General features: G+C 72.5%; 22 protein-coding genes. 7 read left to right on the forward strand and 15 right to left on the reverse strand.

Annotated features, from left to right (window positions below; genetic code table 11):
• Positions 1–18: 18 nt before the first annotated feature.
• The 5 genes from chvE to FH715_RS03530 form a co-directional block, all read right to left on the reverse strand.
• A complete protein-coding gene (chvE, locus tag FH715_RS03510; protein ID WP_139640537.1) occupies positions 19–1125 on the reverse strand; it encodes a multiple monosaccharide ABC transporter substrate-binding protein in 1107 nt (368 codons plus the stop codon).
• Positions 1126–1132: 7 nt separating this feature from the next.
• Entirely contained in the window at positions 1133–2197 is a 1065-nt protein-coding gene (locus FH715_RS03515; protein ID WP_246108524.1) for a hypothetical protein, read from the reverse strand.
• An 86-nt stretch (positions 2198–2283) separates the two neighbouring features.
• Positions 2284–3312 (reverse strand): zinc-dependent alcohol dehydrogenase, encoded by a 1029-nt coding sequence (locus tag FH715_RS03520; protein WP_139640538.1) that lies wholly within the window; start codon positions 3310–3312, stop codon positions 2284–2286.
• Entirely contained in the window at positions 3309–4481 is a 1173-nt protein-coding gene (locus FH715_RS03525) for a mandelate racemase/muconate lactonizing enzyme family protein (protein WP_139640539.1), read from the reverse strand. The genes FH715_RS03520 and FH715_RS03525 overlap by 4 nt, the downstream gene beginning before the upstream one ends.
• Positions 4482–4669: 188 nt before the next feature.
• A complete protein-coding gene (locus tag FH715_RS03530; RefSeq protein ID WP_139640540.1) occupies positions 4670–5734 on the reverse strand; it encodes a bifunctional NAD(P)H-dependent oxidoreductase/GNAT family N-acetyltransferase in 1065 nt (354 codons plus the stop codon).
• Positions 5735–5763: 29 nt separating this feature from the next.
• Here FH715_RS03530 and FH715_RS03535 point away from each other — a divergent pair, with 29 nt between their 5' ends.
• Entirely contained in the window at positions 5764–6228 is a 465-nt protein-coding gene (locus tag FH715_RS03535; protein WP_139640541.1) for a MarR family winged helix-turn-helix transcriptional regulator, read from the forward strand.
• 34 nt (positions 6229–6262) lie between these two features.
• On the opposite strand, the gene FH715_RS03540 is transcribed toward FH715_RS03535, so the two are convergent.
• Positions 6263–7174: an SGNH/GDSL hydrolase family protein gene (locus tag FH715_RS03540; RefSeq protein ID WP_139640542.1), complete on the reverse strand. Its 912-nt coding sequence runs from the start codon at positions 7172–7174 to the stop codon at positions 6263–6265.
• 273 nt (positions 7175–7447) lie between these two features.
• Here FH715_RS03540 and FH715_RS03545 point away from each other — a divergent pair, with 273 nt between their 5' ends.
• Entirely contained in the window at positions 7448–7945 is a 498-nt protein-coding gene (locus tag FH715_RS03545) for a DUF3145 domain-containing protein (protein WP_139640543.1), read from the forward strand.
• Positions 7946–8110: 165 nt separating this feature from the next.
• The gene (locus tag FH715_RS03550) at positions 8111–9043 is read left to right on the forward strand and encodes an NAD(P)-dependent oxidoreductase (protein WP_139640544.1); all 933 of its coding nucleotides are present in this window, start codon (positions 8111–8113) and stop codon (positions 9041–9043) included.
• Between the two features lie 454 nt (positions 9044–9497).
• On the opposite strand, the gene fabF is transcribed toward FH715_RS03550, so the two are convergent.
• The 5 genes from fabF to FH715_RS03575 form a co-directional block, all read right to left on the reverse strand.
• A complete protein-coding gene (gene fabF, locus FH715_RS03555) occupies positions 9498–10760 on the reverse strand; it encodes a beta-ketoacyl-ACP synthase II (protein WP_139640546.1) in 1263 nt (420 codons plus the stop codon).
• 89 nt (positions 10761–10849) lie between these two features.
• A complete protein-coding gene (locus FH715_RS03560; protein WP_139640548.1) occupies positions 10850–11098 on the reverse strand; it encodes an acyl carrier protein in 249 nt (82 codons plus the stop codon).
• 107 nt (positions 11099–11205) lie between these two features.
• Complete coding sequence (locus FH715_RS03565) at positions 11206–12207, reverse strand: ketoacyl-ACP synthase III (RefSeq protein ID WP_139640550.1); 1002 nt, start codon at positions 12205–12207, stop codon at positions 11206–11208.
• Positions 12208–12218: 11 nt separating this feature from the next.
• A complete protein-coding gene (locus FH715_RS03570; RefSeq protein ID WP_139640551.1) occupies positions 12219–13175 on the reverse strand; it encodes an ACP S-malonyltransferase in 957 nt (318 codons plus the stop codon).
• An 88-nt stretch (positions 13176–13263) separates the two neighbouring features.
• Positions 13264–14442, reverse strand: coding sequence for a PucR family transcriptional regulator (locus FH715_RS03575; RefSeq protein WP_139640554.1), 1179 nt, complete (start codon positions 14440–14442; stop codon positions 13264–13266).
• Between the two features lie 91 nt (positions 14443–14533).
• Here FH715_RS03575 and FH715_RS03580 point away from each other — a divergent pair, with 91 nt between their 5' ends.
• Positions 14534–15214: a pirin family protein gene (locus FH715_RS03580; protein ID WP_139640556.1), complete on the forward strand. Its 681-nt coding sequence runs from the start codon at positions 14534–14536 to the stop codon at positions 15212–15214.
• A 149-nt stretch (positions 15215–15363) separates the two neighbouring features.
• On the opposite strand, the gene FH715_RS03585 is transcribed toward FH715_RS03580, so the two are convergent.
• Positions 15364–16179 (reverse strand): serine hydrolase domain-containing protein, encoded by an 816-nt coding sequence (locus FH715_RS03585; RefSeq protein WP_139640558.1) that lies wholly within the window; start codon positions 16177–16179, stop codon positions 15364–15366.
• 193 nt (positions 16180–16372) lie between these two features.
• On the opposite strand from FH715_RS03585, the gene FH715_RS03590 reads away from it, so the two are divergent.
• The gene (locus FH715_RS03590) at positions 16373–16816 is read left to right on the forward strand and encodes a MerR family transcriptional regulator (protein WP_139641007.1); all 444 of its coding nucleotides are present in this window, start codon (positions 16373–16375) and stop codon (positions 16814–16816) included.
• 21 nt (positions 16817–16837) lie between these two features.
• Here the strand turns inward: FH715_RS03590 and FH715_RS03595 are convergent, their stop codons facing one another.
• From FH715_RS03595 to aceE, 3 genes are all read right to left on the reverse strand, one after another.
• Positions 16838–17722, reverse strand: coding sequence for a DUF4429 domain-containing protein (locus tag FH715_RS03595; protein WP_139640560.1), 885 nt, complete (start codon positions 17720–17722; stop codon positions 16838–16840).
• A gap of 60 nt (positions 17723–17782) precedes the next feature.
• Positions 17783–19030: an alpha/beta hydrolase gene (locus FH715_RS03600; protein ID WP_139640562.1), complete on the reverse strand. Its 1248-nt coding sequence runs from the start codon at positions 19028–19030 to the stop codon at positions 17783–17785.
• 753 nt (positions 19031–19783) lie between these two features.
• Complete coding sequence (aceE, locus tag FH715_RS03605; RefSeq protein WP_139640564.1) at positions 19784–22516, reverse strand: pyruvate dehydrogenase (acetyl-transferring), homodimeric type; 2733 nt, start codon at positions 22514–22516, stop codon at positions 19784–19786.
• Positions 22517–22905: 389 nt separating this feature from the next.
• On the opposite strand from aceE, the gene FH715_RS03610 reads away from it, so the two are divergent.
• Positions 22906–23340 carry a DUF3052 domain-containing protein gene (locus FH715_RS03610; RefSeq protein WP_139640566.1) on the forward strand — a complete coding sequence of 145 codons (435 nt, stop codon included), beginning with the start codon at positions 22906–22908 and terminating at the stop codon, positions 23338–23340.
• Between the two features lie 153 nt (positions 23341–23493).
• Complete coding sequence (locus FH715_RS03615) at positions 23494–23952, forward strand: peroxiredoxin (protein WP_139640569.1); 459 nt, start codon at positions 23494–23496, stop codon at positions 23950–23952.
• Positions 23953–24057: the final 105 nt, after the last annotated feature.

Consider the following 24057-nt stretch of genomic DNA (forward strand, 5'->3'; position numbering starts at 1 on the left):
CCCTGTCTCCGCCCCGCCTCAGCCGTTCACCTGGGCCTCGGTGTAGTACTCCTCCTCGATCAGCAGCTCGTAGTTGTCCGCGTCGATGCTGACCGGTTCCAGCAGGTAGGCGGGGACCACCTTGACGCCGTTGTCGTAGCTCTCGGTGTCGTTGACCTCGGGTTCCTCGCCGGAGAGCAGCGCGTCGCCCATCGCGACGGCCAGCCTGGCGAGTTCCCTGGTGTCCTTGTAGACGGTCTGGGTCTGCTCGCCCAGGACGATCGACTTCACGGAGGCCAACTCGGCGTCCTGGCCTGTCACCACGGGGAAGGGCCGGTCGCCCGAGCCGTAGCCGACGCTGCGGAGGGCGGAGAGCACGCCGATGGACATGCCGTCGTAGGGGGAGAGCACCGCGTCCAGCGGCTCGCCCCGGTAGTGCGCGGTGAGCAGGTCGTCCATCCGGTTCTGGGCGATGCCGCCGTCCCAGCGCTCGGTGGTGATCTCGTTCATCTCGGTCTGCCCGCTGCGGACGACGAGTTGACCACTCTCCAGATACGGGTCGAGGACGCTCATGGCGCCCTCGAAGAAGTAACGTGTGTTGTTGTCGTCGGGCGAGCCGGCGAAGAGTTCGATGTTGAACGCCTCGTCCGTGTTCTCCTCAAGCCCGAGCGCGTCCACGATGTACTGGCCCTGGAGTTCGCCGACCTTGCTGTTGTCGAAGGTGGCGTAGGAGTCGACGTGCTCCGAGTTCAGCAGCAGCCGGTCGTAGGAGACCACCGGGATGCCGGCGTCGGCGGCCTGCTGGAGGACGTTTCCTAACGAGGAGCCGTCGATGGCGGCGATCACCAGCAGGTCGTGCCCCCTGGCGATCATGTTCTCGATCTGGGATATCTGGTTCTCGACGCGGTTCTCGCCGTACTGGAGGTCCGCTTCGTAGCCGGCCTCCTCGAAGAGCGAGACCACGTTGTCGCCGTCGGCGATCCACCGTTCCGAGGACTTGGTGGGCATCGCGATGCCGACGGTTCCCCCCTCGGCGTCGTCGTCGCGACCACCACCCCCGCCCGAGTCCTGGCCGCAGGCGGCCAGTGGCAGGGTGAGGGCGGCGACGACCGCGAGGGTGCGGGTAGCGGCTCGTGCACGAGACATGTGACGGTCACGTCCTTTCGACGGGTGACACCTCGTCCGCTGTGCTGGTGTTGCCGTTCGAGGATGGGGTGTCGACGGGTGGGTGGGAAGTGGTCGGAGTGTGCTGTGTGGTTTCGGAAGGGAAACGGCGCAGCGTTCCCGGCAGCCGGGAGCCGAGCGGCGACATGCCGCCGTCGGCGCCGATCCTGGCCAGCTGGTCCAGGGCCAGCCGGCCCCTGCGGACGCGTTCCCTGGCCGAGGCGAGGGTGACGTCCCGCAGATGGGCGCCGTACGGGTAGATCGCCGGCGCCTTGCTCAGGCCGAACTTGAGGTAGATCGGCGCCCCGCGCCGCACCAGCTCGGCGGTCTCGTGCATCCGGACGAAGCCCCCGAGGTCGTCCGGCGCCTCCAGGTAGAAGTCCAGCGGCACCCGGGTCACCCGGCGGATCTCGGCCAGGTGCTCCAGCGTCAGGTCCGAGGGGACGTTGACCGAGTCGGCGCCCAGGCCCTCGTGGACGGAGACCGCGACCGGGTTGACCGGGCCGATCAGCGCGGAGACCTTGAAGGTGGTGTCGGCGGGCAACTCGCCGGCGGCGCGCAGCCGGTGGAGCGTCCACAGCACGCCCTCGTCGGCGACCAGCAGGCAGCGCACGCCCAGCGCGGTCGCGCGCAGCGCGTCCTCGACGCAGCCGGCGACCGCGCGCTGGCCGCGGGCGCGCAGCCCGCCGCCGCCGGAGGCGGTGCGGGTCGCGGCGCCGATGTCCCACGTGCCGCGGGGGCCGGTGAAGAGGCACAGCTCGACGCCGGCGGCGGCGCAGGCGTCCACCATCTCGGTGATCTCGGCGTCGGTCAGCATCCACACGCCGCTGCCCTGGCTGATCCGGTGCACCGGAACGTCCAGCCTGGCGGCCTCGGAGAGCACCGTGGCCAGCGCCTCGGGACCCTCGACCGACGGTATCTCGGTGCGCCAGGAGCCGCCGTCGGGGAAGGCGTGCGGGGAGGTCTCGGACGGGAGTTCGACCGGCGGCGCGTAGCCGAGCGCTGCCAGCGCGGCGTCGCCGGGGCGGGAGGAGGGGGCGGCGGGGTCAGACACGATGCTCCAGACGTGCGATCGTTCGGTATCTCGATCAAGGTTCGGTTGGGTAGGCGGCGACGCTGCCGCCGGGGGCCCGCCGGGCCTCAGCGCGCCCCGGGCCTCAGCAGCACCTTGCCCACCTCGGGATCGCCGCTGCCGACCAGTCTCATCGCTTCCCCGAACGACGTGAGGGGAAGCTGGTGCGAGACGAGTTTCTCGGGGCGCAGCAGACCGTGGTTGAAGCAGTGCACAGCGTAGGACCAGGCGGCCGGCGGGGCGCCGAAGACGCCGTGCACCGACAGCTGGTTGACCAGCAGCTCCACCGGGTCGAGGCCCCGCGCGCCCGGCTCCGGCACACCCGTCAGCACCACCCGGCCGCCCCTGCGGGCCAGCCCGCAGGCGTCGGCGGCCGTGCCGGGCGCCCCCGCGGTCTCCAACACCAGGTCGAACCCGCCCCGTTCGCCGTCCAGCCGGTCGGGCGCCACCGCGCGGCTCGCGCCCAGCTCGGCGGCCAACTCCCGCGGGCGCGCCCGGGGATCGACCGCCAGCAGCTCGACGGGCGTGGAGGCGCCCAGCAGTTGGACCGCCAGCAGCCCCAACGTGCCGCAGCCCAGCACCGCCACCCGTTCGCCCGCCCTGGGCGCGGCGCGCAGCACGGCCGCGGCGACCACCGCCGCCGGTTCGAGCAGCGCGGCGGACGTCAGGTCGACCTCGGGCGCCAGCAGATGCAACAGCCGGGCGGGCACGACCAGTTGGTCGGCGAACGCGCCCGGCTCGGTGAAGCCGGTCTCCGCGTACCCCGTGGTGCACAGCGTCGGCTCGCCCGAGCGGCAGCGCTCGCAGCGCTGGCAGGCGCGGAAGCCCTCGGCCACCGTGCCGCGCCCGACCAGCGCCGGGTCCACGCCCTCGCCCACCGCCTCGACCACGCCCGACCACTCGTGGCCCGGCACCACCGGGTAGCGCACGTACTCGGCCGGCCGGGTCCCGTCGAACAGCTCCCGGTCGCTGGCGCACACCCCGGCCGCGTGCACCGCCACCCGCACTTCGCCGGGGCCCGGCTCCGGCGCCGGGCCCTCGACCAGCCGGAACGCGCCGGGCCGCTCGACCAGGACGCTGCGCACCGGCCGGCTCACCGCGTGCCTTCCCCGCTGCCCTCGCGCTTCTCCCAGCCCTCGGCCCACAGGTCGAACCTGGCCTGCTGCTGGGGGAACTCGGCCGCCGCGTCCGTGTCCAGCGAGACGCCGAGCCCCGGCTCCTCGGAGAGCGTGAAGTAGCCGTCCACCACCTGGGGCGCGCCCCGGACGACCTTCTTGATCTCCGCGTCCGCGAAGTCGTTGAAGTGTTCCAGGATCTTGAAGTTCGGTGTGCAGCCGGCCAGTTGGAGGCTCGCGGCGGTGAGCACCGAGCCGCCCACGTTGTGCGGCGCCATCAGCACGTAGTGCGTCTCGGCCGTCGCGGCCAGCTTGCGCATCTCGCCGATGCCGCCGAGGTGCCCCAGATCGGGCTGGATGATGTCGGCCGCCTGCGACTCGAACAGCTCCCGGAACTCGATCCGGTCGTGGATGCGCTCGCCGGTCGCGATCGGCAGCGTGGTCTTCTCCGCGACCTTCTTCAGCGCCTTCAGGTTCTCCGGCGGCACCGGCTCCTCCAGCCAGGAGGGGGCGAACGGCTCCAGCTCCCGCGCCAGCCGGATCGCCGTCGCCGGGCTGAACCGCCCGTGCATCTCCAGCAGCAGCTCGCGCTCGGGCCCTATCGCGTCCCGCACCGCCTCGACCAGGGAGAGGGAACGAACGGTCTCCGCGTGGTCCAGCTCGAAGCTCCCGGTGCCGAACGGGTCCAGCTTCAGCGCCAGATACCCGCGGTCCACCACGGTCTTCGCCGCCTCGTGGAACGCCTCGGGGGTCCGCTCGACGGTGTACCAGCCGTTGGCGTACGCCTTGACCCGGTTGTCCGAGGCGTCGGCCCTGCCACCGAGCAGCTGCCAGACCGGCACCCCGAGCGCCTGGCCCTTGATGTCCCAACAGGCCATCTCCACGCAGGCGATGCCGGACATCACGATCTCGCCCGCGCGCCCGTAGTCCCCGGTCTTCATCCGCCGGACCAGGTCCTCCACGGCGAACGGGTCGGAGCCGGCGACATGGTTGACCTCGGCCTCCCTGAGGTAACCCAGGAGTGCGTCGGTGTGGCCCAGCATCCGTGTCTCGCCGACGCCGGTCAGTCCTTCGTCGGTGTGGACCTGTACGTAGGTGAGATTGCGCCACGGGGTGCCCACGACATGGGTGCTGATACCGGTGATGCGCACGGCCTGGACCTCCGCCTGTTCGGTATTTCGTCATACGTTCGAAATGCTGAGCAGAACGTAACCACCCCGGCGTTGCGCCGTCAATGGCGCGGAGCGGTTCCTCTGACGGGGGTTGGGGATGGCGGGTGGTGCCCCGGCGCGGCTTCCCGGCCGGGGCGTCGATCCGGGCCGCCCCGGGGCGGCCCGGATCAGGGCGCGACGGGCTTGGCCAGGCCGGTGACCCCCTCCTCGTGGGCTTCGGCCAGCGGGACATAGCCCTGGCGCTGGTAGAGGGAGAGGTTGCGGTGGCTGGTGGCACCCGTGGACAGCACGATCCGGCTGTGGCCCTCGCCGCTCCGCTCGGCCTGGCCCAGCAGCCAACGGCCCACTCCCAGCCCGCGCAGGTCGGGGGCGACGGCGAGCCGTCCCACGTGCAGATCGGTCCCGGTGCGCCGGGTGCGGACCATGCCCAGGAGCCGGCCGTCCCGCCAGAGGCCGATGGCGTGCCAGTCCTCCAGCCAGCCGCGCACGTCGGCCGGCGTCTCGTGGAGCGCGGGGATCTTCCACGTGTCGTTGGCGAGCGCCTCCTCCAGCCAGCAGCAGCGCTGCAACACGGTCACCTCGGGCGCGTCGTCCGGGCCGAGCCGGCGCGCGTAGGAGCCGGGGAGCGGCCCCTCGACGGAGGTCGCCCGCGCGCGTTCACGCAGCGGGGCCAGCGCCCGCGAGACCCGCGTCAGCTCGGCCAGCATCCCGCGCGCCGCGTCCACATGGCGCGCGTCGGGGTCCAGGCGGTCCCCGCGCATCGCGTCCGCGATCCGCAGCGCCACGGTGGCTCCCAGGGGGACCAGCCGCAGGGCGGTCACGACCTGCTTCGCGTGCTGGACGGCACGGGTGCCGGCCGAGGTGTGGCCGTAGCTGACGAAGCCGACCGGCTTCCAGGCCCACTCCGGGCTCAGATAGTCCAGGGCGTTCTTCAGCGTCGCCGGCATCCCGAAGTTGTACTCCGGGGTGATGACCACGAAGCCGTCCGCGTCGTCGACCATCCGGCTCCAGCGGCGGCTGTGCTCGTGGTGGTGGACGCCGGTCGCGGGGTGCTCCTCCTCGTCCAGGAACGGCAGGTCCAGCTCGCCGATCGACACGGGCACGAGGTCGACGCCCAGCTCCTCGGCGCTGGGCGCGAGCGCGTCGGCCAGCCACCGCCCGACGGCGGGGCCGAGGGCGTGGGGGCGGGTGCTGGTGGTCAGGAGGAGAACACGCGGGCGTTTCGTTGTCATGGAAACGAAATTACCGATAGCTTGGTTCCATGTCAACGAACGAAGGTGGCGCCCCCGTCGACTGGCTCGCACCCGACCAGGAACGCGACTGGCGGGCGTATCTGCGCATGGTCACGGCCGTCCAGGTCCGCACCGCACGGGACCTCGCCGTGCTCGGCCTGTCCGAGCCGGACTACGAGGTGCTCAGCACCCTCTCCGAACGCCCCGACGGCACCAGCACGTTGCGCGCACAGGCCGCCAAGATGGGCTGGTCGCGCAGCCGCCTCTCCCGGCACGCCTCCCGGATGGAGGCCCGCGCGCTCATCAGCCGCGCCCCCGACCCCGCCGACGGCCGGGGCTGCCTGCTCGTCCTCACCCCGACCGGCTGGGACACGCTGCGGGAGGCCGCCCCCTCCCACGCGGCCTCCGTGCGCCGCCACTTCGTCGACCGCCTCACCCCCGACGAGCTGGCGGCCCTCGGCCGCATCGCGCGCAAGCTCGCCGACGACCGGTAGGGCGGCCGGCGGGGCGGCCGGGCGGGGGCGGGCCCTACTCGACCGGGTCCCTGGTGACCTCCTCGTACGCGAGCGCGGCGAGCGTCGACTGGCCCTCGCGGTTGGGATGGAACCAGTCCCAGTCGCTGATGTGGTCCCGGGTGAAGTCGTAGTCGTACACGGCGCCCCCGTCGTAGCGGCAGAGCACGTCCGCCGCGCAGACCTCGGACAGCGCCTCGTTGTACGCCCGCACCCGCTCGCTGACCTCACCGCGGCGCGCGGTCGCCTCGTCCCCCTGCTCGTCGGCGTCCGCCAGCATCGACGGGCAGATGTTCGCCAACGTCCACACCGTCCGCGCCAGCATCGAACCCCGGCCCTCCGACCACAGCCGCTCCAGGTCGGGCACGCTGGAGACATAGACCCCGGACTCCGGCAGGCCCTCCCTGAGCACCGCCAGCGTCTCCGTGAAGTCGGCCCTGAACTCCGCCACCGGCGTCATCTCCGAGACGTCCGTCGCGCAGGCGTCGTTGCCGCCGATCAGCACCGTCACCAACTCCGGCCCGCGCGCGACCGCCTCGACGGCCTGCGCCGGCAGGTCGGCCATCACCGCCCCCGACTCCGCCACGTTCCACGAGCTGTCGGCCACCGCCTCCGCGCCGAGCAGCTGCCGGGCGAGGCTGTCCACCTCGTCGTCGGTGCCCGTGGCCCACGACACCTCGGGGCAGTCGGCCAACAGTGAGCACGCGTCAAAGCCGCGGGTGATGGAGTCACCCATCGCCGCTATGGAAGCGGGTTCGGTGTTCCACTCCGGCTCGGGTTCCTCCCGGGCCTCGGGCGCCCCGGCGCCCGAGGAGGCGTCACCCTCCCCGTCGGTGCCGCCTTCGGTCTCCTGACCGGCCGAAGTGCAGCCCAGCAGCAGCGCGGAGAGAGCCAGTGAGGCGAGCGGAACACGGAGTCGGACGTTCATGGTTACTCCCTCGGTCTCCCGCTGTTCGGGCGTGGCACCGCCATCCGGCCCAGGGGTGGCCCGGAAGGGGGCGCCTGGGGCGGTAGCTTGGTCCTGGCGCGGGCAGCGCCGGGGTGTGTGCCACCACCAAGGCTAAGAGATGACCGCACGTCACACGCTGTCCGCTTTGCCGAGAAACGACGGTAATTGGTGCTACTGTTCGTGCGCGGTCGGGGTCACGGGTGGGGCGGCCGGAAGCGCGGCGCGGGCGCAGGTTGGGAAGTGGAGGTCCCGATGACGACACGTGGTGTTCTGTATGTGCACTCCTCCCCCCGCGCGCTCTGTCCCCATATCGAGTGGGCCGTCGCCGCCGTCCTCGACAACAGCCGCGTGGGGCTCGACTGGACCAGACAGCCCGCCTCCCCCGGCACCTGGCGTGCCGAGCTGTCCTGGCAGGGCGAGGCGGCCACCGCCTCGCAGCTCGCCTCCGCGCTGCACGGCTCGCACCTGCTGCGTTACGAGGTCACCGCCGACCCGGGCCCCGGCGCCGACGGCGAACGCTACAGCTGCACCCCCGACCTCGGCATCTACCACGCCGTCACCGGGCCGCACGGCGACATCATGATCCGCGAGAACCAACTGCGCGCCGCCGCCGCCAGGGCCGCCGCCGGCGAGAGCGACCTCCAGGCGGAGATCGCCCGCCTGTTGGGCAAGCCCTGGGACGACGAGCTGGAGCCCTTCCGCCACGCGGGCGAGGGCGCGCCCGTGCGCTGGCTGCACCAGGTCGTCTGAGCCGCGCCGCGGCCCCAGGCGGCTCGGTGACGGCCTCCGCCGGCTCGCGTTCGACCGGTCAACGGGGCGACGCCGGCGCGGAGTTGAACCCGTCCGGGCGGGGGTTCCACGCGGGGCGCGCGCTGATCCGACGAGATGGGGCGGACAGGCTCTAGCGTTCCGGCCATGACCGACAGCTCAGCCCAGCCCTCCGCCCCCGCCACCTCTTCCGCTCCCTCCGCTCCCTCCGCGACCGAAGCCACCTCGGTCGCCGTCCTCGGCACCGGCATCATGGGCGCCGCGATGGCCCGCAACCTCTGCCGCGCCGACCTCGACGTGCGCGTCTGGAACCGCACCCGCGCCAAGGCAGAGCCGCTGGCCGAACACGGCGTGCGGGTCGCCGACACCCCGGCCGACGCGGTCGCCGGCGCCGGCGTCGTCCTCACGGTGCTGCACGACGGGGAGGCCGCCGCGGAGGCGATCGCGCGGGCGGCCGGCGCGTTCGCGCCCGACGCGGTCTGGCTCCAGTGCTCGACCGCCGGCCTCGACGGGCTGGACCGCCTCCTCGCCCTCGCCGACGCCCACGGCCTGACCCTCGTCGACGCCCCCGTCCTCGGCACCCGCCAGCCCGCCGAGGCGGGCATGCTCACCGTGCTGGCCGCCGGACCGGAGGAGACCAGGGGGCGCCTCGCGCCCGTGCTCGCGGCGATCGGCAGCCGCACGCTGTGGCTCGGCACCACTCCCGGGGCGGCGACCAGGCTCAAACTGGTCTGCAACAGCTGGGTGTTGGCCGTCACCCACGGCACGGCCGAGGCGATGGCGCTCGCCCACGGGCTGGGTGTCGACTCCGCCGACTTCCTGGAGGCCGTCGCCGGCGGCCCGTTGGACCTCGGCTATCTGCGGACCAAGGCGGCGGCCATCGAGGCGGGCGACCTGCCGGCGAGCTTCGCCGTCGACACGGCGCGGAAGGACGCCCGGCTGATCGTCGAGGCCGGCGAACGGGCCGGCGTCCGCCTGGACGTGGCGTCCGCCGGGCTGGACCGCCTGGACCGGGCGTCGGCGCAGGGGCACGGGGGGCGGGACATGGCGGCTTCGTACTACGCGAGCTTCGACGCGTAGCCGCTGGCCGCGGGGCCGTCTGTCGACAGCGGTCCTGGTCGGTCGCGGTGGGTTGTCGTCCTCGGCCCGGTGTTGGGTTGCTCGCGCAGTTCCCCGCGCCCCTTCGGGGCCGGTGGGCGGCTTTGGGGGCGCGGGGAACTGCGCGAATGCTGTGTGGCGGGGGTTGGTCGACTACGGAGCTTCGTGGTTCGGTGGGTTGTCGTCCTCGGCCCGGTGGTGGGTTGCTCGCGCAGTTCCCCGCGCCCCTTCGGGGCCGGTGGGCGGCTTTGGGGGCGCGGGGAACTGCGCGGTGCATTCGTGGCGGGGCGCGGTCGACTACGGAGCTTCGTGGGCCGGTGGGTTGTCGGCGTGAGCCCGGTGGTGGGTTCCCCGCGCCCCGGCGCGCCGGTGGGCGGCTAGGGGGCGCGGGGAACCGCGGTGCCGCGCCGGCGAGGCGGACGGCTTCCGCCGTAGGTCAGACCGTGCGCATCGCGAGCACCACGTTGTGCCCGCCGAAGCCGAACGAGTCGCTGAGCGCGGCGATGGTGCCGCTGGGCAGCTCCCTCGGCTTGCCGATGACGATGTCCGCGTCCACCTGCGGGTCGAGGTGGTCCACGTTGATCGTCGGCGGCGCCGTCCTGTGGTGGAGCGCCAGGGCGGTGGCCACGGCGGCCACACCGCCGGCGCCACCCAGGAGGTGGCCGGTCATCGACTTGGTCGCCGAGATGGCCATCTGGTCCAGGTTGTCGCCGAACACCTCGCGCAGCGCCTTCAGCTCGGCCAGGTCGCCCTGCGGCGTCGACGTGGCGTGCGCGTTGACGTGGGCCAGCTGCTCCGGCTTGAGGTCCGTGTTCTCCAGCACGTGCCGCATCGCCACGGCGATGCCGCGGCCCGTCGGCTCCGGCTGCGCGATGTGGTGGGCGTCGGCCGAGAGGCCCTGGCCCAGGATCTCGCAGTAGACCCGCGCGCCGCGCCGTTCCGCGTGGTCGGCGGACTCCAACACCACCAGGCCGGCACCCTCTCCCAGCACGAAACCGTTGCGGTCCGTGTCGAACGGCCGGGAGGCCGTCGCGGGGGAGTCGTTGTTCTTGGACATCGCCATCATGTTGGCGAAGGCCGCGATCGGCAGCGGGTGCACGCACGCCTCGGTGCCGCCGGCCAACACGATGTCGGCGCGGCCGGTGCGGATCATCTCCACCGCGTAGCCCACCGCCTCGGCACCCGAGGCGCAGGCGCTCACCGGGGTGTGCGAGCCGGCGCGCGCGCCCACGTCCAGACTGACGTTGGCGGACGGGCTGTTCGGCATGAGCATGGGGACGGTGTGCGGCGAGACCTTCCGCGCGCCCTTCTCCTTGAGCACGTCGTACTGGTCCATCAGCGTGGTCACACCACCGATGCCGGAGGCCAGCACCACGCCCAGCCGGTCGGGGTCGACCGGCGCGTCCTCTCCGGCCCTGCCCTGGAAACCGGCGTCGGCCCATGCCTCTCTGGCCGCGATCAGCCCGAACTGGGCGGAACGGTCCAGCTTGCGGGCCTGCGGCCGGGGCAGGATCTCGGTCGGATCGACCGCGGCCGTGGCGGCGAAGGTGACCGGCAGCTCCGCCGCCCACTCCTGGGTCAACGACCGCGCGCCGGACTCACCGGCGAGCATGGCCTCCCAGGTGGTCGCGCTGTCGCCACCCAGCGGTGTGGTTGCGCCGACTCCGGTGACAACCACCGCGCGATTGGTCGCGTTCACAGTTCTCTTACTCCGCTAGATCGGGGATGGTGCCGCCGCCACCCGCGAAGGGTGGCGAACAGCGCGTCTGCCGAGGGCGCTGGCGCCCGTCAGCTCTGGTGGGTGGCGATGTAGCCGACCGCGTCGCCCACCGTCTTGAGGCCCTTGACGTCGTCGTCCGGGATCTTGACGCCGAAGCGCTCCTCGGCGGCGACGACCACCTCGACCATGGACAGCGAGTCGACGTCGAGGTCGTCGGTGAACGACTTCTCCTCGGTCACCTCGTCGTTGGGGATACCGGCGATCTCGTTCACGATCTCGGCGAGACCGGCGATGATCTCTTCCCGGCTGGCAGCCATGACGGCGCTCCTTCGTGTGCTGCGGTGGGGTACCGCAATGGTTGGTGGTCCGTGGGGACCGTCGGGTGGACCCGGTCAAGCGGTGGGTCCTCGTTCTCCGGTCCTCGCTAGGGGAGGGTAACGACCGTGGCCGCGTACACCAGCCCCGCCCCGAAGCCGATGACGAGCGCGGTGTCGCCGCTTCTCGCCTGACCGGTCTCCAGCATCCGCTCCATCGCGAGGGGGATGGAGGCGGCTGAGGTGTTGCCCGAGAACTCGATGTCCCGGGCCACCGCCACATGCTCGGGCAGCTTGAGCGTCTTCGCCATCGAGTCGATGATCCGCATGTTGGCCTGGTGCGGAATGAAGACGTCCAGGTCCTGCGCGGTGATCCCGGCGGCGTCCAGCGCCTGCTGGGCCACCTTGGCCATCTCGAAGACCGCCCAGCGGAAGACCGTCTGGCCCTCCTGCCGCAGCGCGGGGAACTTGTCCCCCGGCTGGTACTCGTCCCAGGGCACCGTCTGCCGGATGACCTGGGACTTGTCGCCCTCGGAGCCCCAGACCGTCGGCCCGAGCGCCGGCGCCTGAGCCGGGCCGAGCACGACGGCGCCGGCACCGTCGGCGAAGAGGAACGCGGTGGAACGGTCGGTGCGGTCCGTCAGATCCGACAGCCGCTCCACACCGATCACCAGCACATGGCCGGCGCTGCCGTCCACGATCAGGCCCTTGGCGACGGTCAGCCCGTAGCCGAAGCCGGCGCAGGCGGCCGAGATGTCGAACGCCGCCGCCTTGTCGGTGCCCAGCCGGTGCGCGATGTCCGTGGCGATCGCCGGGGTCTGCGAGAAGTGCGAGACGGTGGAGACCACCACCGCCTCGATCTGCTCGGCGGTGATCCCGGCGCTGGCGATCGCCTTGCCCGAGGCGGCGAGCGCCATCTCGGCGACCGTCTCGTCGGGACCGGCCCAGTGCCGGGTCACGATCCCGGAACGCGACCTGATCCACTCGTCCGACGAGTCGATGTGACGCAGGATCTCCTCGTTCGGCACCACGCGGGATGGCCGATAGCCACCGACGCCGGCCAGCCGCGCGAACGGCGCGCCTCGGCTGGCCCTGAGTGAGGCGGGGGGCATGTCCGGACTCCTTATTCGGCTGCTTCGGGGGACTTGTGCGCGTGCTCGGCTATGAGCGTGCGAGCCGCCTCCAGCTGGTCGGGGCGCTTGATGGCGGCCCGTGCCACGCCCGGCAGGTTCCTGCGCGCCAGGCTGGACAGGGTGCCCCCGGGCAGCAGTTCGACCAGCCCCGTGACGCCCAACTCGGCGAAGGTGTCCACGCACAGGTCCCAGCGGACCGGGCTGGAGACCTGCGCCACCAGCCGGCGCAGCACCTCGGCGCCGTCCCCGACGACCGCGCCGTCGGCGTTCGAGACGAACGGCACCCGGGGGTCGCCCGGGGTGAGACCGCCGGCGGCCTCCTCCATCTCGGCGACGGCGGGCGCCATGTACGTGGTGTGGAAGGCGCCGGCCACCTTCAGCGGCATGACGCGCGCGCCCTCGGGCTTGTCCTCGGTCAGAGCGGCCAGCTGCTCGATGGTGCCGGCGGCGACCAGCTGCCCGCCGCCGTTGTTGTTCGCCGCGACCAGGCCCAGCCCGGCCAGCTTCGCCTCGACGTCGGCCGGATCGCCGCCGAGCACGGCGGACATCCCGGTCTCGGTCACGGCGGCGGCCTTGGCCATCGCGCTCGCCCTGCGGGCCACCAGCGCCATCGCCTCGTTCTCGGAGATCACCCCGCCGATCGCGGCGGCTGGCAGCTCCCCCACGCTGTGGCCGGCGATCGCGTCGAGGCATTCGGCCGGCTCCGGCACCGCGTCGTCGCCGAAGAGGGCGCCGGCGGACAGCAACGCGCCGGCGACCAGCAGCGGTTGCGCCACGGCCGTGTCCCGGATCGCGTCGGCGTCGGCCTCGGTCCCGTAGTGGACCAGGTCGACGCCCGCGATCTCGGACCACTCGCCGAGGCGGTCGGCCACACCAGGAAGTTCGAGCCACGGTTGCAGAAAGCCAGGGGCCTGGGAGCCCTGGCCGGGGGCTACGAGTACGAGCACCTTCTCACTCTCTCCCGGGTGAGGGGTCCGCCACCGGTGGTGGCGAGAACCAAGAACGGTCGTCGGAATTGTAGAGAGCCTCCAACTGTCAGGAGACCGCATCTCCGTCGGCGAGACGGCCGAGCATCAGGGCGACGCGCAGTGTGAAGGCCGACCGGACGTCTGAAGGAGGCCATCCGGTGACATCAGTCACACGTCTCAGGCGGTAGCGAACGGTGTTGGGATGCACAAACAGCATTCTGGCGGCACCCTCCAGACTGCTCGCCTGCTCCAGATAGACACTCAGCGTCTCCAGCAACGCCGAGCCGGCCTGCTGGAGCGGTCTGTAGATCTCCTCCACCAGCAGGGTCCGCGCCGCCGGGTCGCCCGCCATCGCGCGCTCCGGCAGCAGGTCGTCGGCGAGCACCGGACGCGGCGCGTCCGGCCAGGCCGCGCAGGCCCGCAGCCCCGCCGCCGCCGCGCTCGCCGAACGGGTCGCCGACAGCAGGTCGCCCACGACGGGCCCCGCCACCACGGACCCGGCGGCGAACGGCCCGATCAGCGCCCTGGCCACCTGCAACGGGTCGTCGCTGCCGCCGGCGATCACCACCAGCCGCTTGCCCAGCACCCCCGTCAGCACCTGGATCTTCGCGTAGCGGGCGGCCCTGCGGATCGCCTCCACCGTCAGCTCGCTGTCCCCGTTGGGCGCGCTGCCCAGCACGACCACCACGTGCTCCGGCGTCCGCCAGCCCAGCGCCGCGGCGCGCGACACGTCGCTCTCGTCCGCCTCGCCGGAGACCACCGCGTTGACCACGAGCGACTCCAGCCGCGCGTCCCAGGCGCCCCGCGCCTCCGCCGCCTGGGCGTAGACCTGCGCGGTGGCGAACGCGATCTCCCGCGCGTACACCAGCAGCGCGTTGCGCAGCGCCACCTCGCTGCCGGGCGGCGCGAGTTCGTCCACCGCGGTCTCCACCACCTCGATGGTGGTGCGGACCATCTCCACGGTCTGCCGCAGCGTGACCGCCCTGGTCAGCTCGCGGGGGGCGGTGCCGAAGACATCGGTGCTGATCGCCTGCGGCGCGTCCGGATGCCGGAACCACTCGGTGAAGGCGGCGATGCCCGCCTGGGCCACCAGCCCGATCCAGGAACGGTTCTCCGGGGGCATGGCGCGGTACCACGGCAGCTGCTGGTCCATCCGCGCGATCGCGGCGGCTGCCAGCTTGCCCGAGGACTGTTCGAGACGGCGAACGGTGGCGGCGTGGGACTTCTTCGCATCGGCATCGGACACGGGGACCAGCCTGCCTCATTTCCTCGCCGTCCATACCCGGGGGGTCCTCACGCACCCCCGCGTTCCCCGCGCGGAGCGCTACCGTGGCCGGATGTCGCCCATCCCGCCCCGTGTCCTCCGCGCCGCCGACCGCTACGCCGGCGGCGACCCCGCGACCGGCGTCGACACCCGGCACGCCTTCTCGTTCGGGCCGTTCTACGACCCGGACAACGTGCGCTGGGGCCAGTTGACCGCCTGCAACGAGGAACGTCTCGCCCCCGGCGCGGGGTTCCCGCCCCATCGGCACCGGGACGTGGAGATCGTCAGCTGGGTCATCGAGGGCGAGTTGACGCACGAGGACGCCGACGGCACGCGGACCGTGATCCGCCCCGGCGACCTGCAACGGCTCACCGCCGGCTCCGGCGTCCAGCACAGCGAACGCAACGAGGGCCGCCGCCCGCTGCGGTTCGCGCAGATGTGGCTGGTCGCGGACCGGCCGGGCGGCCCGCCCGACTACGAGGTGGTGCGCGGGTTCGCCCCTGACACCCCCTACACGCTGCCGCGCACGGAAGGGACGCTGCGGCTGCTGCGCGGTGACGCGGCGCTGGCGGCGGGCGACGGCGAGCTGCTGCATCTGCGACTGACGCGGGGGAGTGGCGCGTTGGACGGCGAGCGGCTGTACGAGGGGGACAGCGTGCGGCTGGCCGCGGGGGCGTTCGCGCTGCGGGCGGGGGAGGAGGGCCTGGAGGCCCTCCTCTGGTCCCTCGCGGAACCGGCCGACCGCCGGCCCTGAGGGCGTCCACTCGCCTTGCCGGCGTGGCTTCGTGGTCGTCCGCGGCTCGTCGCTGGTGCGGGGTGCGCTCGCCACGACCAACCAGGGGCGCGGGGAACTGCGCGGGCAACCGGCCACCGGGGCGAGGACAACCTCCCCGGACAGAACAGCTAGCCGGCCACTTCGGCCAGGATCGCGTCCGTGTACGCCGGCCAGGCCTCCGCCGCCCACTGGCCGAACGCGCGGTCGGTGAGGGTGACGCAGGCCGCGCCCGCGTCCGGGTCCACCCAGAGGAACGTGCCGGACTGGCCGAAGTGGCCGAACGTGCGTGGCGACGAGTTCCGCCCCGTCCAGTGCGGGGACTTGTGGTCGCGCAACGAGAACCCGAGCCCCCAGTCGTTGGGGCGCTGGTGGCCGAAGCCGGGCAGGACGCCGCTCAGGCCGGGGAAGACCACGGAGGTCGCCTCGTCCAGCGTCTCGGGCGCCAGCAGCCGGGGGCTCTGCAACTCCGCGGCGAACCGCAGCAGGTCGTCGGCCGAGGAGCGGCCGTCCTTCGCGGGGGAGCCGGGAATCTCGGTGGCGGTCATGCCGAGCGGCTCGCACAGCGCCTGGCGCAGGTACTCGGCGAACGGCATTCCGGCGGCCTTCGCGAGATGGTCGCTCAGCACGTCGAAGCCCGCGTTGGAGTACAGGCGGCGTTCGCCGGGCGGGGCCATCACCTTCGGCTCGTCGAAGGCGAGCCCGGAGGCGTGGGCCAGCAGATGGCGGACGGTCGAGCCCTCGGGGCCGGCCGGTTCGTCCAGCTCGATCGCGCCCTCCTCGACCGCGATCAGCGCCGCGTAGGCGGTCAGCGGCTTGGTGACGGAGGCCAGCGCGAACACCCTGTCCGTCGGGCCGTGTCGGCCCAGAACCGTGCCGTCGCTCCTGACCACGCCGGTGGCCACGGTCTCGACCGGCCACTCGTCCACCATCGCAAGGCTTCGCATACGACCGAGCGTAACGTTCGCCCCACCGCCGCCGGCCGTCCGGGCTCGTTCCCGGGCCGGTCCGTCCGCGCCCGCCCGGTCTTGCCTGGAGCCCACTCCAACGTTCTAGCGTGGACGCATGACCGTGACCCACGCAGAGCCGGAAGCTGACACCCGAGTTGACGCCCGAGCCGAGGGTGAGGCCGAAGACGAGATGGTCGATCTGTGTGCCTCCGTGGACCGGCCGTTCCCCCAGCCGACCGGGCAGGACCGGTACACGATCAGCGAGGTGGCGCGGCACACCGGCCTGTCCGTGCACACGTTGCGCTGGTACGAACGCATCGGGTTGATGCCGCACGTGGACCGTTCGCACACGGGGCAGCGGCGCTACCACAACCACGACCTGGAGTGGCTGGCGTTCGTGGGCAAGCTCCGGCTGACGGGGATGGCGGTCGCCGACATGGTGCGTTACGCGGACCTGCTGCGGGAGGGCGACCACACCTACCCGGAGCGGCTGGCGCTGCTGGTCGCGACGCGCGAGGACGTGGTGCGGCGGGTGGCCGAACTCCAGAGCACGCTCTCGGTGTTGGACTTCAAGATCGGGATCTACGCGGAGACGCCGCCGGCGGCGTCTGGCGGGGAGGAACTACCCGCGTAGCCGGCGTCCGGCGAGGCCGGCTCACAGCTCGGCCAGCAGTTCCCGCTTCTTCGCCGTGAACTCCTCGTCGGTGACCAGGCCCGCGTCGCGCAGCTCACCGAGGTGCCGGATGCGGTCGGCTATGTCGCCGGGGGCCGCCCGGCGCTTGCCGGCGCCGCTGTCGACCGGCGCGAGGTCGTCCGGCTCGCCGGCCCTGACCGCCTCCAGCACCGCGGCGGCCAGCGGCAGCGACTCGTGGACCAGCCCGTAGCCGGGGCCGAAGACCACTGCCGCCGGGTCCTGGTCGACCTCGCCGCGGTCCACCCGCTCGGGCTCCCCGTCCGGGCCGCGGCGCAGCAGCCGCAGATGACCGCCGCTGGTCTCGGGGGAGCTCCACTCGACGCCCGCCAGCTCGCCGACGGGGAAGCTCTGGTCGCCCGCCTTCCACTTGGCCGACGAGGCACCCGTCCAGAACCAGCGGAAGCCGACGACCTTGCCGTCGAAGGAGACCTTGCCGTCGTACGCCTTGAACTGGAGCGGCGCCGCGGGAGCCGCCACCAGGTGCCGGTCGGCCTCGTCGCCGGCCTCGGGACCGAGCGCCGCGCGCAGCTCGCCCGCGTAGTACGAGGCCAACGACTCCCGTTCGGCCGGCAGCACCAGCCGGTACGGGTCGGCGGCGGGCCGCAGCTGCCCGGCCGCCGCCTCCACCAGCGGGTCGGCACCGGGGCGCGGCAACGCGTGCAGCACCACCGTGCCCTTGCGGGACCCGGGGGCCAGCTCGACCGAACTCAACGCCTCGTACGGGATGCGTCGTTCGCCCAGCGTCTGGAAGAGCTTCGGCGTGCGTATCCCCCGTTCGAAGCGGATGAGCACGGAGTCGGTGTCGAACTCCCAAGTGGAGTGGATTCCGGCCAGCACATCACCCATGCGGGTCATCGTAAGGGGCGCCGACGGCGAAAGGGCTTCCCTCGGATGGGTGTGTTCGCGTCACCCTTGCGGGCCGGATTCCGGGGCTCCGAGGCACGTTTCGAGCGCTTCGCAGTCGTTCGCCTCCGGAGCGCAACCTTCGGGCGTGGCTTCGCCGTTGCCGACCAGCGCGAGATTGCGCAGGCTGGCCGAGCCCGGGAGGTAGTAGCCGTCGTGGCCGCCCTCGTCACTGGCCAGCGGCAGGGCGCCGAAGCCGGGCGAGACCGGGTCGTCGCCGTGGCCGAGCGGGCCGAGGGAGACGTGGGGGACCCCCTCGATCCAGTCGTCCTCGGCGCGCATCGCCCACACCCGGGCGGAGGTGCCCAGGTCGGCGGCGCGCGCGGCGCGCATCCCCGGGCTGCCGGTGACGGCTATGTCGGTGACCCGGCGCGGCAGTTCGTCGGCGGCCAGCCCGCAGACCACGGAGCCGTAGGAGTGGCAGAAGAGCGCCACCTCCGCGCCGCCCGGCAGCCCGCGCACCGTGTCGAGCAGCCGGCGCGCGCCCTCCTCCGCGCTGCCCGCGGTGGCGGCCGACATCGTCAGTCCGCGGGGCGCCTCGTAGTCGGCCCACGCGATGGTCGCGGTGCGCGCGCCGGGGGCGCGCGCCTCCTCCTCGGCGTGCAGCGCGCGCGCCATCCCGGCGGGCGCGGCCCAACGGCCCTCGGTGCGTTCGAAGGTCAGTAGCTCGGTGTCGACGCCGGGCACCACGAGGGAGACCCGTTCCGCCTCGGTCAGGTCGCCGATGACCTCGGCCACCCGGCCGCGCCCCGACGGGTCGAACGCGAGGATCTGCCGCCCCTCCTCCAGCAGCGACTCCAGCCGGTGCGTCCGCCGCCGCGCCTCCCGCCGGCCGTCGCCCGAGAGCCCGCCGTCGGTGGCGCGGCGCGCCTCGACGGCCGCGGCGTCCTCCACGGCCAGCCGGTTGGCCTCGTACCGCAGAGGAACGGGCGCGCCCGGCAGATTGCCCACCACCAGCGGGTAGCGCTCCGCCAGCTCGTGGGCGCGGGCGGGGGCGAGGGCGGCGAAGAAGGCGGCGACCCGCTCGGCCGACGCCTCGGGGCCCGGCAGCGGCTGGCCGGCGAGGGACGCCTGGGACCACTGCGCCAGCTGGCGCTCGAACGGCCCTGGCTCGGTCGCCCGCGCGTTCACCAGCCAGCCGGCGGCGACCAGCACGGCGAACGTCACGGCGAGCACCAGCACCACCCGCCGCAGCGGGTGCGCGGTGTCGGGGGGCGGCGGGCGGAGGTGCGAACCGAACGAATGCGACATCGCGCCCCAGCGTACGGGCGCGGGCCCCCGGCCCCGGGGCGGGGGTCGGCCGACTACTGACCTTGCCGGTCTGGGCGGGTTGTCGTCCTCGGCCTGGTGGTGGGTTGCTCGCGCAGTTCCCCGCGCCCCTGGTTGTGGTGGGCGTGGTCGGTCGGCTGCGGGTTCGCGTGCGGTAGGTGGCGGCCTGCTTGGGGGCGCGGGGAACTGCGCGAATGCTGTGTGGCGGGGGTTGGTCGACTACTGACCTTGCCGGTCTGGGTGGGTTGTCGTCCTCGGCCCGGTGGTGGGTTGCTCGCGCAGTTCCCCGCGCCCCTTGGGTGGGTGGGCGTTCGCGGTGAGGTGCGGGTTCGCGTGCGGTAGGTGGCGGCCTGCTTGGGGGCGCGGGGAACTGCGCGAATGCTGTGTGGCGGGGGTTGGTCGACTACGGAGCTTCGTGGCTGGGTGGGTTGTCGTCCTCGGCCCGGTTTTGGGTTGCTCGCGCAGTTCCCCGCGCCCCTTGGGTGGGTGGGCGTTCGCGGTGAGGTGCGGGTTCGCGTGCGGCAGGTGGCGGCCTGCTTGGGGGCGCGGGGAACTGCCCGGTGCATGGGTGGCGGGGGTTGGTCGACTACGGAGCTTCGTGGCTGGGTGGGCTGTCGCCGTTACCCCGGCACGGGGTCGCTCGCGCGGTTCCCCGCGCGCCTTCGGGGCCGGGAACGGGCTGGGGCCCGGGCGGAACGCCCGGGCCCCAGCCCACCGCTCAAAGCCAGCCCAGCGTCACGCGTCGCCGCCCGCCGCACCCGGGTCGGCCGCGGAGACGTCGAGCAGCTGGTACCGGTCGATGGCCTGCTTCAGCACCGAACGGTCGATCTTCCCGGCCTTGGCCAGCTCGGTGAGGACCCCGAGCACGATCGACTGCGCGTCGATGTGGAAGAACCGCCTGGCCGCGCCCCTGGTGTCGGCGAAGCCGAAGCCGTCGCCGCCCAGCGACTGGTACGTGCCGGGCACCCACCGCGCGATCTGGTCGGGTACGGCGCGCATCCAGTCGGAGACGGCCAGGAACGGACCCTCGGCGCCCTGGAGCTTCGTGGTGACATACGGCACCCGCTGCTCCTCCTCCGGGTGCAGCAGGTTGTGCTCCTCGACGTCCACGGCGTCGCGCCGCAGCTCGTTCCACGAGGTGGCCGACCAGACGTCGGCCTTCACGCCCCACTCCTCGGCGAGGATGCCCTGGGCCTCCAGGGCCCACGGCACGGCCACGCCCGAGGCGAGGATCTGCGCCGGCACGCCGTCGCCCTCGCCCACGGAGACCCGGTGCAGCCCCTTGAGGATGCCCTCGATGTCCGCGCCCTCCGGCTCCGCCGGCTGGTTGATGGGCTCGTTGTAGACGGTCATGTAGTAGAAGACGTCCTCGGCGTTCTCGCCGTACATCCGCCGCAGGCCGTCCCGCACGATGTGCGCGATCTCGTAGCCGTAGGCGGGGTCGTAGGCGACACACGCCGGGTTGGTCGACGCCAGCAGGTGGCTGTGGCCGTCGGCGTGCTGGGTGCCCTCGCCGGTCAGGGTCGTGCGGCCGGCGGTCGCGCCCAGCACGAAGCCACGCGCCAGCTGGTCACCCATCTGCCAGAACTGGTCACCCGTGCGCTGGAAACCGAACATCGAGTAGAAGACGTAGACCGGGATCAGATGCTCGCCGTGCGTGGCGTAGGCCGAGCCGGCGGCGATCAGGGAGGCCGTACAGCCGGCCTCGGTGATCCCGTCGTGCAGCATCTGGCCGGTCGGCGACTCCTTGTAGGAGAGCAGCAGTTCACGGTCGACGGACTCGTAGGTCTGCCCCAGCGGGTTGTAGATCTTCGCAGAGGGGAAGAGCGAGTCCATGCCGAAGGTGCGGTACTCGTCCGGCGCGATCGGCACGAACCGCTTGCCGATCTCCTTCTCCCGCATCAGGTCCTTCAGCAGCCGCACGAACGCCATCGTGGTGGCCACCTGCTGCTGCCCCGAGCCCTTGCGGACGGCGGCGTACGCCTTGTCGCCCGGCTGCGGCAGCGGCTTGGCGCGCACCACGCGGGTCGGCACGTAGCCGCCCAGCTCGCGGCGCCGGTCGTGCATGTACTGGATCTCCTCCGAGTCCCGGCCCGGGTGGTAGTACGGCGGCAGGCCGGACTCCAGGTCCTTGTCGGGGATCGGCAGGTGCAGCCGGTCGCGGAAGCGCTTGAGGTCCTCGACCGTCAGCTTCTTCATCTGGTGGGTGGCGTTGCGGCCCTCGAAGCTCGGGCCCAGCATCCAGCCCTTGATCGTCTGCGCCAGGATCACCGTGGGCTGGCCCTTGTGCTCCTTGGCCGCCTGGTACGCCGCGTAGACCTTGCGGTGGTCGTGGCCGCCGCGCCCCAGGTGCAGGATCTGGTCGTCGGTCATGCCGGAGACCATGTCGCGCAGCCGCTGGTCACCGCCGAAGAAGTGGTCGCGGATGTAGCCGCCGGTCTCGGTGGCGTACGTCTGGAACTGGCCGTCGGGCGTCGTGTTCAGCTTGTTGACCAGGACGCCGTCCCGGTCCTGCGCCAGCAGCGGGTCCCAGCTGCGGTCCCACACCAGCTTGATCACGTTCCAGCCGGCGCCCCTGAACTGGGACTCCAGCTCCTGCATGATCTTGCCGTTGCCGCGCACCGGGCCGTCGAGCCGCTGGAGGTTGCAGTTGACGACGAACGTCAGGTTGTCCAGGCCCTCGCGCGCCGCCAGCGCCAGCTGGCCGAGCGATTCGGGCTCGTCCATCTCGCCGTCGCCGAGGAACGCGTAGACCTGCGAGTTCGAGGTGTCGGCGATCCCGCGGGCGTGCATGTAGCGGTTCATCCGCGCCTGGTAGATGGCGCTGATCGGGCCGAGCCCCATGGAGACCGTGGGGAACTCCCAGAAGTCCGGCATCATCCGCGGGTGCGGGTAGCTGGAGAGCCCGTAGGGGGCCTTGGACCGCTCCTGCCGGAACGCGTCCAGGTGCTGCTCGGTGAGCCGGTCCAGCAGGTACGCCCTGGCGTAGATGCCGGGTGAGGCGTGCCCCTGGAAGTAGACCTGGTCGCCGCCGTCGCCGCCGTCCTTGCCGCGGAAGAAGTGGTTGAAGCCGACGTCGTAGAGGGAGGCCGAGGAGCCGAAGGTGGCGATGTGCCCGCCCACGCCGATCCCGGGGCGCTGGGCGCGGGAGACCATCACCGCCGCGTTCCACCGGGTGGCGTTCAGGACCTTCCGCTCCACCTCCTCGTCGCCGGGGAAGTAGGGCTCGTCCTTCGTCGCGATGGTGTTGACGTAGTCCGTGCTGCGCATCTCTGGCACGGCCACCCGCTTCTCACGGGCGCGCTCGATCAGCCGGAGCATGAGATAGCGGGCCCGTTCCCGGCCTCGTTCGTCGACCGCGGCGTCGAGCGAGTCAAGCCACTCCTGAGTCTCCTCAGGGTCGAAGTCCGGGACCTGGCTGGGAAGGCCGCCAATGATGATCGGGTTGCGATCTGATCCGGAAGCCACGCTGTTCCTTCACTGTGAGTTGTCTGCTCTGCTGTGTCGCGCCGCCTCCATCGTGTACCGCTGGCGGCGAAACGTCATCTCTACCGGGTGGTAACCCTCACCTCACGGGCCAGGGCGGCTGTCTCACCGGCTGACCGGCGGCGTCCCTCACGGAGGGTCGACCGTCAAGCGTACGCCCCACCCCCTGGGCGACCACGAACACCCGTTCCCCGGGCCCGGTGTGGGACGCTCCCTGTATCGCCCCATGTCATGGGCCAAGACGTCAACGTTTGGGCGGGCTCAGGGGTCGGGTACTTGCGCGATCCGCCCGGCCCGTGTGGACTACGCCCCAAGCCGCGCGCACGCGTGGCACCCTTTGTTCTTTACCCGAGACAGGACAGGAGCTATCAGTGAGCGCGACCGCGGACCACGCGGATGAGCGGACCAACCCGGCCGCCAGGCTGGGTTTTCAGCCCGGGCAGGTGGTCCAGGAACTCGGCTACGACGAGGACGCCGAGCAGGAGCTGCGCGACGGGATCGAGGCCGTCACCGGCGAGGAGCTCGTCGACGAGAGCTATGACGACGTGGCCGACGCGGTCGTGCTGTGGTTCCGCGACGATGACGGCGACCTGACCGACGCGCTGGTGGACGCCACCACGTTGATCGACCCGGGGGCGCCGGTGTGGCTGCTGACGCCCAAGACGGGGCGTGACGGCTATGTCGAGCCCAGCGACATCGGCGAGGCCGCCCAGACGGCCGGACTGTCGCAGACGAGCACCGTGAACGCCGGCAAGGACTGGTCGGGAAGCAGGTTGGTGACCCCCAAGGCCGCCGGCAAGAAGTGAGCGGTAACGCAAAGTGACCCAGGCGCCTCCGGGAGCGACGCCGGGACCCGTCGGGGTCCCGGGCGGCCCCGGGGGCGCCTCCGTGCGTGCGGAGGCGAGACGTAGGCTGTGCCACGTCACTTTGCCGTCCTCAGGGAAACGGATTACGCGCGCATGGCGATCGAGCCCGGTACCAAGGCACCCGACTTCACCCTCAGAGACCAGCACGGCCAGTCGGTCACCCTGTCCGACTTCCAGGGCCAGAAGAACGTGGTGCTGCTCTTCTACCCCTTCGCCTTCACCGGCGTCTGCACGGGGGAGCTGTGCGAGCTGCGGGACCGCCTCCCCTCCTTCGTCAACGACGACGTCCAGCTGCTGGCGGTCTCCAACGACCCGGCGCCCTCGCTGCGCGTCTTCTCCGAGCAGGAGGGCCTGGAGTACCCGCTGCTCTCGGACTTCTGGCCGCACGGCGAGGTCTCGCGGGCCTACGGCGTCTTCGCCGAGGACAAGGGCTGCGCGGTGCGCGGCACCTTCGTGATCGACACCTCGGGAACGGTCCGCTGGAGCGTGGTCAACGACCTGCCCAACGCCCGGGACCTCAACGACTACGTCACCGCGCTCAAGGCGCTCTGACCGGGCTCGGCGGTGGAGGGGTGGACCTCTGAGGCGGCGTTCCCGCGCCGCGTCGGCGGTCCGTCCCCCACGGGCCGGGCGGGGAGGCCCCGGGCCACGGGGCTC

Source organism: Streptomyces sedi (genome assembly GCF_006335015.1).
Lineage (GTDB): Bacteria > Actinomycetota > Actinomycetes > Streptomycetales > Streptomycetaceae > Streptomyces > Streptomyces sedi.